Genomic DNA, 15,911 nt, shown 5'->3' on the forward strand with positions numbered 1-15,911 from the left:
TCGGATCAGCGGTCCCGCAGCCACTTCTCGACCTGGTCGACGGTGCTCTCGGGATCGCTGATCCATCCGTTGTGCCCCAATGGAGCCGGATTGTGCCAGGTGCTGATCTCGGCATTGGGCAGCTTGTCCAGCAGATGCCGCGCGGAGGTCGGCGGTGTCAGGTCGTCGCCGGTCATGGTGATGGACAGGACCGGCAGCTTCAGCCGCGCGATCCGCTCCTCGTAATCGATATCCGCACCGGCAGGTTCGAATCGCCCGCTGCGCGCCAGTCTGGCCCAATCGGCGATGAGCACCTTCGACTGCCGTCCGAAGCCGCCCGCCGTGATCTTGTCCCCCGGCCAGAATCCGGCCAGGCTCGCGGTGAGCGAGACCGCGGCGCTGCCGAGCAGGAAACCCGGCGCGGCCAGCCCCCGATATCCCCGGTGATACGGCGTCCCCGAGGCGATCAGGATCAGCCCGCCGAGCCGCCCCCGGATCCGCGAGGCGTACATGACCCCCAATTGCCCGCCCATGCTGTGCCCCAGCAGATATGGCGTGCTCTCCGGAAACCGTTCCCGCACCACTTCGAACATGGCCGGGAAATCCACCGACACCAGTTCCTGATACCCGTAGGTGCTGGAGGCGCTGGGTTTCGGCTTGCTGCTGCCGTTTCCGCGCATCTCCAGCAGCGCGACATCGAATCCGCGTGCCGCCAAGGGCTCCCCGAAGAGCGAATAGAACTCCCCCGGTACCCCGAGCCCCGGCGCGATCACCACCACCGGCCGTGGCGCATCGGCCGTAATCGAATGCCGATGCGTCCCTTTCGCCGGAATCAACCGCACCGGCACCGTCGTCCCGTCCGGCATTTGAATCGGCACAGTCTCCATGGCGCCGACGCTACCGCCTGCACGAACAGGACCGCCGTCGGCGCGGCACCGAATTCGAGATTCGGTGTGGCCGACGGCGGTTGGGGTCGGGGGGGGTTAAGCGCTGACAGCGCCCATGATGATGCGGCGGAGGACGCGGATCACGTCATCCAGGGGTTGGCGGGGTTCCGAGCCGCTCCAGGCGTCGACCACGTAATTGACCGCGCCGATAATGGCCAGGACGCGCATCTCGTAGTCGCCGGGCGGGATTTCGCCGTGCATGGCGGCATCCTCGGCGGCGCTGGCGAGCAGGGCGCCCCAGGCACGGCGTAGTTCGAGGCGGAACTTCTCGACCTTCGGCCCGGCCCCGACCACCTCGACGAGTGCGACGCGCGCCTTGCGCGGATCACGTCCGATCGACTCGATGTAGGCGCGGACGGCCGCATCGATGATGTCGATCGCGCTGGCGTCGGTTTGCTCGGCGATGGTGGCCGCCACGGCTTCCCGTGATTCGCGGTCGATGGTTTCGTAGAGCTCGAGCAGCAGCGATTCGCGCCCGGTGAACTCCTCATAGAACTGGCGTGAGGAGAGACCGGCGTCCTTACAGATGGCGCCGACGGAACTGTTTGCGTATCCGTCGCGCGCGAACACCGTCAGCCCGGACTCCAGAAAACGCGCACGACGCTGCCGTTGCCGGTCTTCTACGGGCTGCCCGGCGTACATTCTTCCCGCGTTCGTTTCCTGAGACATTGCGCCAGACAATACCGAAGGGCCCGATCCCCTCGTCATGGATCGGGCCCTTCGTTTGCACCTTCGGTATACCGCGCGATAGCCGAAAGTTGGCTCAGTGATTCGAAACGCCGCGACGCACCCGGGAACGGCAGGTATTAGGCAGGGGAACCGCCCGGGATCGGAACGCGGATCCGGGGGGAGACTCGCGGCCCGATGTCGCATTGACCCGAAGATCACTGATCGTTTGCCGTTCAACACGATACAGAGACCCAGAACCGGACGGAATACTTTCCTAGGATATTTTTAGAATTTATTCCGCGTGCCGCGGCGACGTGCATGCCGACCAGCGCGATACCGGGCAAGTCGGGTCACTCGACCCGGAATATGAAGAAGGACCCGATCCCCTCGTCAAAGATCGGGTCCTGCGGCACCTCCTCGGCTTCCGCGCAGTAGCCGAAAGGTGGCACTCGCGTGGCTACTTGGCCGAACCGCTCGCCGAGCCGGTCGCCAACAGCTTCAGGATGGTCTGCACGAGGACATCCGAGAGGAGGTTGGTCATGGTGGTGCTCCGATCTAACAAGGCCTGTCAGTGCTGTCACTGACCGTTTGCCATCGGGACGATACCCAGCCTCCAGCCGCCAAGGGAAGCTTTTCCAGGAAAAATCTAGAATTATTTCGATAGCCCGCTAGACCGGGGCCTACCTGCGGTTTCTCCGAACTTCGGGAGCAACCCCGAAGCCCGGTGACCGGGACGCCCGCACCCGCGGGCACCCCTCATCTTGCGGTTGCCGAAACGCCGCCGCAAGTCACTTCGAGGAAGGAACCTCGGGCTCGCCGAGCGTCAGCATGAGCCGATTCGCCCAGGAGAACGAGGCCGCTGACAGGACGAGATCATGAATTTCGGCATCCTCGAAACCCAGCTCCCGGAGCCGCCGAATATGCGACCGGTCGGCACGCGGCGGATTGGCGGCCAACGCGTCGACGAAATCGATTATGGCGTCCCATCTTTCATCGATGCGGACACTGTTTCCCTCGTCCAGCAAACGCTGCACATCGTCGCCGCGCTTGGACAGGGCGGTGGTGAAACGGGAATGCACGGAGGCGCAATATTCGCAGCCATTGTGGCGTGAGGTCACGGTGGCCGCGAGTTCCCGTTCGGCACGGGCCAATCCGGCGCGGCCGTAAAAGATCTCCTTGTCATTGGCGCTGCGATGCGCGAGCACCCCGGCATTTCGGGCAAGCACGCGGAAATACGGACCGATGCCCCGATCGCCTTCCAGCAACGGCCGCTGTTCCGCATCGGCTTCGGCCAGCAGAATCGGCTCCACCCATGGCACCCAGTCGAGGTGTTCCTGAGTGAATCCCGGTGGCCGACGGTCGATTTCGACGCTGCGGACCTCACTGGTCGCCGCGGTGTCACTCATGTTCGGCTCCGATCAGGGCGAGACCGGCCAGCAGCCGGACCTGGTAATGCACGAATCCGATGAGCTGACCCACCGTCACGATGTCGCGCTCGGACAGCCCGACGGCGGTCAGCGCGTCGATATCGTCCCGCGTGAGTGACGCGGGCGCGGTGCTCACGCGGGCCGCATGCCGCAGAATGGCCGCCAGCACCGGATCGCCTTCCGCCGGTGCGGTTCCCAGGCCCGCGTAGTGCGCCGCCAGCTCCGGTGCGCCCGCCAGCTCCGCGACAGCTACCGCCGCCGCGATCAACCGTTCCCGGCCCACCGATTCCGCGGCGGGCCCATTCAACAGCGCCTCGTACACACCCTGCGTGTGTTCCACCACCGCCGGTCGAGACCGGCGCAACTCTTGCACGGCACCGGCATTCGCGCCGAGCACCGTGTCGATCACATCCGTCACGTGCTTCCCTTCCCTAGCGGTCGCGCCAACCCAGTTGTGGCGCAACCTTCGTGGCAATGAGTTCGATCGAGCGCAGCGTGGCCTCGTGACCCGGATCGACCGGGTGCACCTGCACGATGAAGTCGGTGGAACGCAGCAGCGCGGTATCCGCGGACAGCTGCTCGACCACCTCGTCGGGGGTGCCGATATAGCAGTCGCGGAGCACCTCCTCGACGGTGTGCGCCAGGTCGGGACCGCCATTGCGGCGCAGCTGCTCCAGGAAGCGCACGGCACCCCGTTCCGCCGCGGCGCGGGCTCGGTCGTGGTCGTCGGCCACGAAAACGCCTCGGGAAGCGCCGATTCGCGGTGCCACCTCTTGGGGCAGCGCCTCCAGGTAGGCATCGACCAGCGGCTGCTGGATCTCCCACAGCGTCGCCTCGGGGGCGGCGGGATCGCGCGGCTGCGCCTTCGACAGCAACAGTCCATCACCGGCCAACCCCGCGCGCCGTGCACCCGAGGCCGAGAAGGTGGCCTGCCACAGCCGATTACGCAGCCCGGTCGCGGGCGGATTCAGCCCGCGGCCGTCGACCAGTGGCGCACCCGCCAGGGCCTCGGAGACCTTCGCCAATTTGGCCGCGTACAGCTGTTGCCGATCGGCATCGGCCAGCTCGAACAATTCGAAGGCATGCCTGGAACCGCCCGCGCCGAAACCCAATTCGAGACGGCCACCGCTCAGCGTGTCCAGCACGGCCGCATCCTCGGCGACCCGCACCGGATCCTCCAGTGCCAGAGTGACAATCGCGGTGCCGAATCGGATGCGCGGATTCCTGGCCGCCGCATGCGCCAGGAAAACGAACGGCGATGGCAACCCGCCCTCCGCCGGATCCAGGTGATGCTGTGCCACCCAGGCGGTGTCGTAGCCGAGCCGCTCGGCGAGATCGAACTGTTCCAGGGCCTGCCGGTAGACGGTGGCCGAGTCCTCGCTCTCATCGGTGCGCACCAGCCGCGTGAAGAACCCGAGATTTCGAATGGTCATGCTGTTTCCTTCCCACATGACCGGGGGCGCTGCGTGATTACGCGGGCTCCCGCCTCCGCGCCTGACCCGCTCATGTGACCGCCTTTCCCAAGTAGGCGTCCCGCACCGCCGGATTGTCGACAAGCTCCCCCGCCGGTCCGTGCAGCACGATCTCACCGGTGCGCAGCACATTCGCGGTGTGCGCGATGCTCAATGCCAGCTCCGCCTGCTGCTCGACAATGAGGATCGCGAGCCCCAATTCCTGATTGAGCCGGGCGATTTCATCCAGCACCCGATCCACGAACAGCGGCGACAACCCCATGGTCGGCTCATCCATGCAGATCAGCCGCGGCTTGCTCATGAGCGCCCGCGCGAAGGCGAGCATCTGCTGCTCACCGCCGGACAGGGTGCCCGCCCGCTGTTTCCGCCGCTCCGCCAGACGCGGAAAATGCTCGAACATTTCCGCGGCCCGGGCGACCAGCACCCCGCGCCGCTCCTTGCGGATGTACCCGCCGACGAAGAGGTTCTCCTCGACCGTCATGGCCGGAAACACCCGTCGCGCCTCCGGCACCGACGCCAGCCCAGCCGCGATCCGCGCCGACGCCGGTGTCTTACTCACGTCCACCCCGTCGATCCGCACCGCCCCGGAGGACGGCTTGATCAGCCCGAGCGCCGTCTTCATGGTGGTCGATTTCCCGGAGGCATTGCCGCCCAGCAGCGACACGATCTCCCCGGGCCGCACCGTCAGCGACACCTCGTGCAAGGCCCGCGAGTGGCCGTAATGCACTGTGACCCGGTCGAATTCCAGGATTGGCGGGACGGTGTCGTCGAAGGCAGCGCGGTCAGTGCCCGACATCGGCGGTCACCTTCCCTTCGGGCTGCTCGGCACTTGTTTCCTCGTCCCGGGCCGCGTCGGCTCCGGTCGGAGGGGCCTCAACGTTCTCGCCCGCGCCTGTCTCGGTTCCGGCCTCGCCACGCTGACCGGCTCGGCTGCGGCCGAGGTATGCCTCGATCACGCGGTGGTCCCGGAGTACTTCATCGGGAGTCCCCTCGGCGATGACCCGGCCCTCGTCCAGCACCAGCACCCGGTCGGAGAGGTCATGGACCAAGTCCATCTTGTGCTCGACGAGCAGGACGGTCTGCCCCTGTGCCTTCAATTCCGCCAGCTGCCTGCCGATTTCGGCGGTCTCGGTCTGGTTCATTCCGGCGGCGGGTTCATCGAGCAGCAGCAGGTCGGGTTCCAGGGCCAAGGCGCGGGCGATCTCGGTGCGGCGGCGGTTTGCGTAGGAGAGGGTGTACGCGGAATTCTCCGCACGCGGTGTGAGCCGTTCACCGAAGCGGGCCAGTTGTGCGTCGATGCGGGCCGTCGTCTCACGACGCTCTGCACGGACGCCCCGTGTGGGGACCAGTGCCAGTGCAAATTCCGCGAGCAGCGGAACCCAGCGCAGGACCGGCAGCCCGGCCAAGCCCTGCCATGGCCGCGACGCCCGGAGGGTGGTGTGCAGGCCGACATCCACGTTCTCGCGGACCGTCATATTGCCGAACACCCGCCCGTTCTGGAAGGTGCGGGCAATGCCCGCGGCCGCCGCGGCCTCCGGCCGTCCGGGGCGAATCCGCTTGCCCCGCAACAGCACTTCCCCGCCATCGGGTTTCAGCACGCCCGAGATGAGATTGACCGTCGTCGACTTCCCCGACCCGTTCGGCCCGATGATCGATACGAATTCCCCCGGCGCGATGGTGATGTCGACCCCGCCGACGGCTTGTACGCCGCCGAACGCACGCCGCAATCCGCGCACCTGCAGGACCGGATCAGACTGTGACCGCGACACGTTCCCTCCTCACCAGAATTCCCTGCGGCCGGAACCGCACCACCAGCAGCAGCGCCAGCCCGTAGAGCACGATCCGCAGCTCCGGCGCGAGCCGCAGCGCCTCCGGCACCCCGATCAGCACGACCGCGCCGAGCACCGCGCCATACGGCGACGAGGTGCCGCCGACCACCAGAATCGTCACGACCAGCAGCGACATCGGCAGATTGAATACGGTCGGATCGATATACGAGTACTGGTGCGCGAGCAGCGACCCGCCGATGCCGGAGAAGAACGCGGCAATGGCGAAGGCCAGGGCCTTGTAATCGCGCACCGGCACCCCGGCCGAGCGCGCCGCGACCTCATCCGCGCCGATGGACCGAATCACCGTGCCCAGCCGCGACCGCTGCACGCCGACGATCACCGCAAGCACGATCGCCAGCACCACCAGTTCGAGCCGGAATACCTGTGTGTGCGTGGTGAATTCGAATCCGAACAAGGACGGCGCGGGAATCCCGAAGATGCCGTAACTGCCGCGCGTCACCGGCTCCCAATTGCGAATCAACGCCACGGTCACAATGCCGATGCCCAGGGTGGCGATCGCGACATAGTGCCCGCCCAGCCGCCACAGCGGCGCGGCCAGCACCGAGGACACCACGGCCGCAACGATTCCCGCCGCGATGATTGCGGGCAGGAACGCCCAGCCGTGCGAAACCGTCAGCACCGCAGAGGTATACGCGCCGATCGCGATAGGCCCGGCCTGCCCGATGGCAAGCTGCCCCGCCGACCCGGCCACCAGCGTCATGGAGACGGCGATGATCGCGTAGGCCACGATCTGCGTGCCCACCGATATCCCGTAGTCGTCGGAGATCAACGGAATCACCAGCCCCGCAATACCGAACGCGATCAGCGCATGCCACCAGCGCACCCGCAGGTCGCGTCCCGCACCGAGGAAGGTCCCGGTCAGCGGTTCGGATTCGATGGCGGGCGGCCGGGCCAGGAGCCCGCCGGGCCGCAGTACCAGGAACACCACCAGCAGTCCGAAGGTGATCAGATCCCGGTAGCCGTCCCCGAACCAGTAGATGCCGAACGCCTCCACCAGCCCGAGCACGAACCCGCCGACCACGGCGCCCGGAATCGATCCGAGCCCGCCGACGGTGGCCGCCACGAACCCGGTCATGCCGACAATGCTCCCGCTGGTCGGCGAGATATTGGAGTTGTAGAGCCCGACGAAAATGCCTGCCAGCCCGCCCAATCCGGACGCGATGGCGAAGGCCAGCGACTGGATCCGGCCCACGCCGATCCCCATCTGCGCGGCGGCATCCGGGTCCTGCGCGGTGGCGCGGATCGCCAGCCCGTACCGGCTGAACCGCAGGAACGCCCACAGCCCGGCCATGACCGACAGGGTGATCACGAACATCACCACATCGGAGGTGCCGAAACGCACCCCGCCGACCCGGAAGTTATTGGTGGACAGCACCTGTGGGAATGGCCGGGTATCCGGCCCGAACACCAGGGCCACCACATTCTCGATGATCAGCCCCACGGCCACCGTCGCCAGGAGCGCGGCAATCGCGGGGGCGCGGCGTAGCGGCCGCACCGCCAGCACATCGATGCCCACTCCGACCAGCGCGGTCACGGCGACGACCGCGATCAGCGCCGCCCACAGCGGCACTCCGTGCTCGGCGATCAACCACCAGCCGAGCACCGACCCGAAGGCGAAGATCGCCCCGTGCGCGAAGTTGATGACATTGCTGACCCCGAAGATCAGGGTGATGCCGACGGCAATGAGCGCATACGCATTGCCGTGCACCAGACCCGCGATGAGCGTGTCGAACATCCCGGTTACTTACTGCCGGTCGGCACGAATTTGCCGTTCTGCAACACCAATTCGATCGGCTTCACACCGGTCGGCCGCCGCGTCTGCTGATCGAAGGCGAACGAATCGCCCAGGCCGATACCGCTGAAGTCCTTGACCTCACGCAGGCCCTTCAGCACGCCGTCGCGGGTGGCTCCACCGTGCTTGGCGGCCTTCACCAGCACGTTCAACGCGTCATAGGCGTAGACATTGAAGTCGCCCGGATCGGTGTCGAACTTGGCCCGGAACTTCGTCACGAAGTCCTGCACCTTCTTGCTGGTATCGGCCGGGGTGAAGACGCCGTTCACGATGTCGCCCTCGGCCGACGTGCCCGCGAGGGAGATGAACTGCGGTGTGTTCTGCCCGCCGAAGAACTGGCCGTCGAACCCGACATCGCGCAGCTGCTTCACGATGAGCGCGCCGTCCGGGCCATAACCCAAGTGCACGAAGGCATCCGGGTGCGCATCGCGCCCCTTGATCAGCACCGGCCGGAAGTCCTGCGATTCCGGCAGAATCGGCGAATCGTAGGCGATCTCGATGCCCTTTTCCTTCGCGTACTGCTGGAAGTACTTGAAAGCCTGTTTACCCCAATCGGTTTCGAGGTAGACCACCGAAACCTTCTTGGCCTTCGCCGACACCCACTGGACATTGCGCTCCTGGTACACGTCCAGGGTGATCGAGGGACTCCACGAGTAGTCGCCGCCCTTGGTGAAATCCACCGCCGAATTGGTGAACCCGTACTGCACCAGCTTGCCCCGGTTGTACACCGGCGAGGCCGCGATCGACGCCGGGGACGAGAAGTCGCCGAGCTCCGCGATAATGGAGTTGTCTCCCACGAACTTGGTGGCGATCGGCACGGTCTGCTTGGGGTCGGATTGCGAATCCTCCCACTTCAATTCGACCTTCTTGCCGTCGATCCCCCCGGCCGCATTGATTTCGTCCAGGGCCAGGTCGAAGCCCTGCTGCCAGAGCCGCCCGTACTCCGCCGAGTTCCCCGACTTCGGCCCGGACACCCCGAAATACACCGTGTCCGACTTGCCGCTCGTACTCCCCCCGCACGCCGTCACCAGCCCGGCCACCAGGGCCGCCGACGCGACACCCACCACCCACCGCAGCCGACGCGACCGGGACAACTTCTCGCTCATCTGATTCCTCTGCAACTCGCCACGCCACGGCCGGGCGCAGCAGCGCTGACCGTGGGCGCAACGGTATCGACGGTTTTCCGGCGGAAACACCGTTCGAATCACCGTGAAGTCAAAGGAAAGTCGACGAAATCAGCTACGCGGTGTGGTGATTCTCGAACCAGGCCGGGAATTCGGTGAGGTCGGTGAGCACGATATCCGCGCCCTCGGCCGAGAGTTCCTCGGCGGAGTACGGCCCGGTCGTCACCGCCACGGAGAAGGCGTCGGCGGCCTTCGCGGCGCGGACATCGCCCAGGTGGTCGCCGACATAGATGGAGCCGCCGTGCTCGCGCAGCACCGCACCCTTCTCCTCGGCCCAGACGCCGCCGACCAGATCGTCCACGTCCAGCCCAAGGTGATCCAGGTGCAGTTGCGCCTGCGGACCGTTCTTCGCGGTAATGACCAGCACCTTGCCCCCGGCCTTGTGCACGGCCGCCAGGGCGTCCACGACTCCGGGCAGATGCTTGCTCGGCGCAATGGCCAGGTCCGGGTACAGCGCCCGATATCGGGCGACGATCTCGGGCACCCGCTCCTGCGGAAACCATTCCGCCGCCTCCATGGCCAGCGGCGGGCCGAGCCGCGACACCGCCAGCTCCGAATCGATGGGGACCCCGGTCTCCACCGCCACCGCATCCCACACCGCGGCGATGCCGGGCCGGGAGTCGATGAGCGTCATATCCAGGTCGAACCCGACTACCAGGCCGTTCCGGCCATCCGCCTGCTGATCATGAGCCACCCTCCGACCATACGACCCCGTCACCGAGCCCTCGACACCGGACAAAATGGGGCGACTCGGCACTATGGCCCGTTCTAGGCTCGACGGCATGACAGGCGATGGCGGTCCACTCTTCTGCGGCATCGAGCTCGGCGCTCGCATCGAGAGGGTCGAGACCGAGCTCATCGCCACCGCGAGCGCGGCCACGCAGGCCCGGCTCGGGGAGGCCGCGGGATTCGCCCTCCCGATCGCGGGCGGCATCGCCTCCTTCGCCGAGGACGATTCACCGCTCAATAAGGTGGCGGGCCTGGGTTTCGCGGGAGTTCCGGACACGGACGAATTCGAGGAGCTGGAAAGGCAATTCGCCGCACGCAAGTCCGCCGTACAGGTCGAACTCGCCAATCTCGCCGACCCGGTCATCGGTGAACTACTCACCGAACGCGGATACCGGCTCGTCAATTTCGAGAACGTACTCGGCCTCGCCCTCGACGGCACGCCCGAAGTCATCGAGCCCGATGGCGTGCGGGTACGCCCCAGCGCGGACAGCGAATTCGACGTCTGGCTCGATATCGCCGTCGAGGGCTTCGCCCACCCCGATGCCGAGGGCGTCCCCTCCCATGAGGAATTCCCCCGCGACATCCTCGATCGCGCCATGCGCGATATCACCGCCGCCTCCGGCGTCCAGCGCTACGTCGCGGTCCACGAGGGCCAGGTGGCCGGATCCGCCAGCCTGCGCATATCCCAGGGCGTAGCGCAATTGACCGGAGCGGCAACACTTCCCGCGCACCGTCGGCACGGCATCCAGAGCGCGCTGCTCTCGACCCGCCTCGGTATCGCCGCCGCGGCGGGCTGCGATATCGCCGTCATCACCACCCAGCCGGGATCCAAATCCCAGCAGAATGCCCAGCGCCGCGGCTTCTCCCTGCTCTACACCCGCGCCATCCTCGTCAAAGGCTGAGTGATCAGCCGCATCCACGGTTGAGTATCAGCCGCGGCGTAGCGCCTCGGCTTCCAGGGCGGCGAAGGTCAGCGGCATATCCGCGCGCATCCCCTTCTCCCAGACCCGCTTGAACAGCAGCCCGAAAATCCCATGCACCTCGACCTGCTCGGCCACCTTCACCTTGCCCTCGCCGACCACCTCATAGGTGCGATGCCCGCGTAGCTTCCCGAACGGGATCCCCGCCTCACTGGTCCACGACTTCCCCGGCTCGACCGCCACGATCGTGAACGGCCCGGCCGGTGCGCCCTTCGGCTTCACCCAGCCCTTGGTGCCCGCCTCGAACGGCCCGTCGATGCGCGATTTCTCCTCATGCGGATCCCAGTCCGCCCAATGCGCCACATCGGTGGCCACCGCCCAGATCTTGTCGATATCGCCGCTGATCACAGCTTCTTCGATGAACGAGTACTGCATGCCTGCCTCCACACCCCGATGATTCGAACAGAGCGTAAGCCCACACACCGACAACTTCAGGGCAACGCGACAGTGGCCCGGCCCCTCCGAGGAAGAGCCGGGCCACCATTGTTCACCTGGCCGGGGCGTAGCCGAGCGGCCGCGTGGTGAACGTGCCGCGCCCCTGCGTCCGGCTGCGCAGGCTGGTCGCGTAGCCGAACAGCGCCGCCAGGGGCACCGCGGCGGTGATCACCGCGGTACCGCCGCGCACCGTCGAACCGGAGACCCGGGCGCGGCGCGCGCCGAGGTCACCCAGCACCGTGCCGACACCGTCCTCCGGCACCGTCACCGTGAGCTCGACCTCCGGCTTGAGCAGCTGCATGACGCTGGCGCGCAAGGCTTCCCGCAGCGCCAGCCGACCCGCCGTCCGGAAGGTCAACTCCGAGGAATCCTTCGGATGGGTGGCCCCATCGGTGAGCGTCACCCGGACACCCGTGACCGGATGCCCACCCAGCGGACCCTCGGCCAGCGCATCGCGGCAACCGGCTTCGACGGCGCGCACGTACTCGCGGGGGACCGCCCCGCCCACCACGGTGGAGGCGAACTCGAATACCGCTGTGCCATCGTCGGATTCGCCGAGGGCGAGCGGCTCGACAGTCAGCACCACATGCGCGAACTGGCCCGCGCCGCCGTCCTGCTTGACGTGCCGGTACAGCAGCCCGGACACCCCGCGCAGCAGCGTCTCCCGATACGCCACCTGCGGACGACCGACCGACACCACCAGGCCACGGTCACGGTGCAACTTCTCCACCGCCACCTCCAGGTGCAGCTCACCCATGCCGGAGAGCAGGGTCTGCCCCGTCTCCGGATCGGTGCGGACCACCAGCGCCGGGTCCTCCTCCACCAGCCGAGCCAGCGCGATGGCCAGCCGTTCGGTATCGGCGCGACTCTGTGCCTCCACCGCGACCGACACCACCGGTTCGGTCCGGGTGGGCCGTTCCAGCAGCACCGGCGCGCCGGGCGCACACAGCGTGGTGCCCGCGGCCGCGGCCTTGGGCCCGATGAGCGCGACAATATCCCCGCTCACCGCCTGTTCCACCTCCTCGTGCCTATCCGCCTGTACTCGCACGATGCGAGCGACTCGCTCACGCCGACCGGTACCGGCATCGAGAATCGTGTCGCCCTTGGCCAGCGTTCCCGAGTACACGCGCACGAACGTGAGCCTGCCGGTCCCCGTCGCATGCACCTTGAACGCCAGTGCCGCAAAGGGTTCCGCCGGATCGGGCGCACGCAACACCTCGGCATCGCCGACGCCGTGCACCGCCGGACGGTCCGCCGGTGACGGCAGATACGCGACGGCCGCATCCAACAAAGGTTCGATGCCGATATTGCGGTACGCCGCACCGCACAGCACGACCACGACATCACCGGCGAGGGTGAGCGCGCGCAGCGCCGCCGTCAGGGTGTCGTCGGACAGCGCCGAGTGCGCGATGAACTCCTCCAGTGCCGCCGAATACCGTTCGGCCACAGCCTCTTCCAGCTCCCGCCGCGCAGCCTGCGCGGCCGATGCCAGATCATCCGGAATCGGGCCCGCGGTCAGCGCGCCACCCGTCCAGACCAGCGCGCGCATCCGAACCAGATCCAGCACACCGGTGAAATCGTTCTCCACACCGATGGGCAGTTGCACCGCCAAGGGCACCGGATGCAGCCGCTCCCGAATCGAGGCCACGGCCCGTTCGAAATCCGCGCCGACCCGATCCATCTTGTTCACGAACGCAATCCGCGGCACCCCGTACCGATCGGCCCGCCGCCACACCGATTCGCTCTGCGGCTCGACGCCCGCGACGGCATCGAATACCGCCACCGCGCCGTCCAGCACGCGCAGCGACCGCTCCACCTCATCGGAGAAGTCCACGTGCCCGGGGGTATCGATCACCGTGAGCCGGTGACCATCCCAGTGGCAGCCCACCGCGGCCGCGAAAATCGTGATCCCACGTTCGCGCTCCTGAGAATCGTAATCGGTCACGGTGGTGCCGTCATGCACCTCGCCGCGTTTATGAATGACACCAGCCAGGAACAGCATTCGCTCGGTGACGGTCGTCTTCCCCGCATCCACGTGCGCGAGAATTCCGAGATTACGAACGGTTGCCAGAGTCTGACGAGAAATATTGGTACGCACAGCCATCGGTCCTTCGATCCGATCCGAAAAACGACAGCGCGATTACCGGACACGGGCGGCACACAGCAGCCCGAAACCCACTACGGGTAAAAAGTCCGGTCTCAGTACCGACCGCGCAGCCGGCACCGAACCGGCGAAGACACCAGAATCACCTCGAAAGGCGAGCGGGCGGCAATAACGACGCGAAGACCACGCATCACCGGCTCCCTTCCTGGCGGAATACGGGCCACTCGGCCTCGCGATCACCAACCTAACAGCGTTCACGCATCCGGTCACCCGAATTAGCTGTCCCGCACCCCGATTCGCGCCACCGCCCGCTCGGCCTCCGCGACGATCGTGGTCACCAGGTCCGCGGCGGACTCCACGGACCTGATGAGCTCGACCCCCTGACCGGCCCACACCGGAATCACTCCCATATCGCCGCGCGCGGCAGCCTCCCGATACTTCTGCTTTGCTTCATCGTCCGCGCGCAGCTCGTCCTCACGGCCCCGCCAGTCATCGAGGAACTCATTGCGCAAGGTCCGGGCCGGATAGAGATCCGGCCAGGCCGCACCTCGAGCGATATCCAGCACCCGATTCCGATCGGTATCCCCGCTCCGGGCCGCGAGCAGCGCCTTCACGCTCTCCGGCTCGAGAATGGCCTCCGGGCTCGCCTGAAACCGGGTCCCCATGAGAACGCCCGCCGCACCCAGCGCCAGCGCCGCGGCAAGTCCACGCCCATCCACGATCCCGCCCGCCGCGAGCACCGGCGTCTCCCCCGCCACATCCACCACCGCCGGAACGAAAGACATGGTGCCGATGGGATTTCGGCCGCCATGCCCACCATGATCACCGCCCTGGGCAATGATCACGTCCGCCCCCGCATCCACGGCGCGGCGGGCCTCATCCACCTCGCTGACCTGAAGCAGCAGCTTCGCCCCGGCAGCGCGGATCGATTCGGCGTATGGAGTCGGATCGCCGAAGGACAGCAGTACGGCATCGGGCCGGAATGCCAGGGCCCGATCGACCACCTCCTGGTCGATTCCCCACGTCCACAGGCCGATTCCCCACGGCGCGGTCGTCGCCGCCCGGGCTATCGCGACCTCACGTTCCATCCACTCGCGATCTCCCCGCGCCGCGCCGATCAAGCCGAGACCGCCACCCCCGGAGACCGCGGCCGCCATCCTGCCGCCCGCCGAACCGCCCATGGGGGCCAAGGCAATCGGGTGCCGAATCGACATGCGTTCCGTGAAAGCTGTCCGCAGGACCATCACTGAATTCTGTTACACCAGCGGCAATGTCGACGGGAGTTCCGGCACTTCGACTACCCGGCCGGTGTCTCGCGCACGAATCGCACCAGGGCGCGCAGGCCGGACATCAGCTCCTGCTGGTCCGTCACGCCGTTCAGGGCAGTGTCGAATCGCGTGATCATCGCCGCGATTCGTCGGTCGACCTCCTCGGCGCGGGACAACAAATCGGAGTGATCGCGCGCCACGGTTTCCCGCATCGACCGCTGTTCCTCACGCGCCCGCTGATCCTGGCGGCGCACCTCGTCACGCAGTTCGTCGATCTGCCGTCCATCCGATTCCTGCCAGGCCGCCAGGTTCGACCGCGTCGCATCCAGGTTCCCGGCCACGGCAACCAGCTGTTCCCGCAACTCCCGCACATCATCCGGGGGATACGCGATATCCCGCGACATGGCGGCGATCCGGGCACGCAGATACCCGAAATACGCTCCCGCAGGCCGGAATACGATGCTCGCCAGGAAGAACCCGGCCACGTAGTAGCCGATCACATACCCCGACAGGAGTGCGACCACGGCGGCCGCCACCGCCGACACCACATGCGCCCCGACCGCCAGTACGAGCAGCCGCCTGGCCAACGTTCTGACCTCGCCCTCCCGCGCGGGCGGAACCGGAATCTCCCGCTCGCGGGCGGCATTCACCCGATGCCCCGCCTGCAAGGTGGCGAAATAGAGATTCCACGGCACCGTGACCACGACGACGAGCCAGAAGAACGCCACGAATCCCAGACCCGCACCGATCGCCGTTTCGGCATTCACATCGGCCCAGATAGCAAGCGCGGCAACCACAATCACCAAAGCAGTTGCCGCCCAGAACAACCCCCAATATTTCTTCATCAGGTCAGCCTGCCCGGAGGTACGGGACCGCAACACCGTACGACTACTCGAGCGGAACCCCGAAGTGGGCGAGGAGACTCGATGACAAAGCCCAGAAACGCGAAAACCCCCCTGACCGAAGTCAGGGGGGTTCTGCGAATGATGTTCCGGCGGTGTCCTACTCTCCCACACCCTGTCGAGTGCAGTACCATCGGCGCAGACAGGCTTAGCTTCCGGGTTCGGAATGGGAC

The 15,911-nt window shown here is 66.8% G+C and carries 15 protein-coding genes and 1 rRNA gene; 1 reads left to right on the forward strand and 15 read right to left on the reverse strand.

Features of this window, described 5'->3' with window-relative positions:
* Window positions 1-5 precede the first annotated feature (5 nt).
* From AB0N05_RS37345 to AB0N05_RS37390, 10 genes are all read right to left on the reverse strand, one after another.
* Window positions 6-866: an alpha/beta fold hydrolase gene (locus tag AB0N05_RS37345; RefSeq protein WP_364703469.1), complete on the reverse strand. Its 861-nt coding sequence runs from the start codon at window positions 864-866 to the stop codon at window positions 6-8.
* Window positions 867-962: 96 nt separating this feature from the next.
* Entirely contained in the window at window positions 963-1,595 is a 633-nt protein-coding gene (locus tag AB0N05_RS37350) for a TetR/AcrR family transcriptional regulator (RefSeq protein ID WP_364703472.1), read from the reverse strand.
* A gap of 788 nt (window positions 1,596-2,383) precedes the next feature.
* Window positions 2,384-3,001, reverse strand: a complete 618-nt coding sequence (locus tag AB0N05_RS37355; RefSeq protein ID WP_364703475.1) for a peroxidase-related enzyme — start codon at window positions 2,999-3,001, stop codon at window positions 2,384-2,386.
* Window positions 2,994-3,440 (reverse strand): hypothetical protein, encoded by a 447-nt coding sequence (locus AB0N05_RS37360; RefSeq protein WP_364703478.1) that lies wholly within the window; start codon window positions 3,438-3,440, stop codon window positions 2,994-2,996. The genes AB0N05_RS37355 and AB0N05_RS37360 overlap by 8 nt, the downstream gene beginning before the upstream one ends.
* A 13-nt stretch (window positions 3,441-3,453) precedes the next feature.
* The gene (locus AB0N05_RS37365; RefSeq protein WP_364703481.1) at window positions 3,454-4,455 is read right to left on the reverse strand and encodes a putative FMN-dependent luciferase-like monooxygenase; all 1,002 of its coding nucleotides are present in this window, start codon (window positions 4,453-4,455) and stop codon (window positions 3,454-3,456) included.
* 70 nt (window positions 4,456-4,525) lie between these two features.
* A complete protein-coding gene (locus tag AB0N05_RS37370; RefSeq protein WP_364703484.1) occupies window positions 4,526-5,290 on the reverse strand; it encodes an ABC transporter ATP-binding protein in 765 nt (254 codons plus the stop codon).
* Window positions 5,277-6,263 (reverse strand): ATP-binding cassette domain-containing protein, encoded by a 987-nt coding sequence (locus AB0N05_RS37375; RefSeq protein ID WP_364703487.1) that lies wholly within the window; start codon window positions 6,261-6,263, stop codon window positions 5,277-5,279. Before AB0N05_RS37375 ends, AB0N05_RS37370 begins: the two co-directional genes overlap by 14 nt.
* A complete protein-coding gene (locus AB0N05_RS37380) occupies window positions 6,244-8,079 on the reverse strand; it encodes an ABC transporter permease (RefSeq protein ID WP_364703490.1) in 1,836 nt (611 codons plus the stop codon). Before AB0N05_RS37380 ends, AB0N05_RS37375 begins: the two co-directional genes overlap by 20 nt.
* 5 nt (window positions 8,080-8,084) lie before the next feature.
* Complete coding sequence (locus tag AB0N05_RS37385) at window positions 8,085-9,242, reverse strand: ABC transporter substrate-binding protein (protein ID WP_364703493.1); 1,158 nt, start codon at window positions 9,240-9,242, stop codon at window positions 8,085-8,087.
* 133 nt (window positions 9,243-9,375) lie between these two features.
* Entirely contained in the window at window positions 9,376-10,014 is a 639-nt protein-coding gene (locus tag AB0N05_RS37390; RefSeq protein ID WP_364703496.1) for an HAD family hydrolase, read from the reverse strand.
* An 88-nt stretch (window positions 10,015-10,102) separates the two neighbouring features.
* Here AB0N05_RS37390 and AB0N05_RS37395 point away from each other — a divergent pair, with 88 nt between their 5' ends.
* Entirely contained in the window at window positions 10,103-10,951 is an 849-nt protein-coding gene (locus AB0N05_RS37395) for a GNAT family N-acetyltransferase (protein WP_364703499.1), read from the forward strand.
* Between the two features lie 27 nt (window positions 10,952-10,978).
* Here the strand turns inward: AB0N05_RS37395 and AB0N05_RS37400 are convergent, their stop codons facing one another.
* The 5 genes from AB0N05_RS37400 to rrf all read right to left on the reverse strand — a co-directional run.
* Window positions 10,979-11,404, reverse strand: coding sequence for an SRPBCC family protein (locus AB0N05_RS37400; protein ID WP_364703502.1), 426 nt, complete (start codon window positions 11,402-11,404; stop codon window positions 10,979-10,981).
* 112 nt (window positions 11,405-11,516) lie between these two features.
* A complete protein-coding gene (fusA, locus tag AB0N05_RS37405; protein WP_364703505.1) occupies window positions 11,517-13,568 on the reverse strand; it encodes an elongation factor G in 2,052 nt (683 codons plus the stop codon).
* 275 nt (window positions 13,569-13,843) lie between these two features.
* Window positions 13,844-14,812 (reverse strand): nitronate monooxygenase, encoded by a 969-nt coding sequence (locus AB0N05_RS37410; RefSeq protein ID WP_364703507.1) that lies wholly within the window; start codon window positions 14,810-14,812, stop codon window positions 13,844-13,846.
* 53 nt (window positions 14,813-14,865) lie between these two features.
* The gene (locus tag AB0N05_RS37415; protein WP_364703510.1) at window positions 14,866-15,681 is read right to left on the reverse strand and encodes a hypothetical protein; all 816 of its coding nucleotides are present in this window, start codon (window positions 15,679-15,681) and stop codon (window positions 14,866-14,868) included.
* A gap of 144 nt (window positions 15,682-15,825) precedes the next feature.
* A 5S ribosomal RNA gene (gene rrf, locus AB0N05_RS37420) occupies window positions 15,826-15,911 on the reverse strand; the annotation flags it as partial.

The organism is Nocardia sp. NPDC051030 (assembly GCF_040683015.1).
Lineage (GTDB): Bacteria > Actinomycetota > Actinomycetes > Mycobacteriales > Mycobacteriaceae > Nocardia.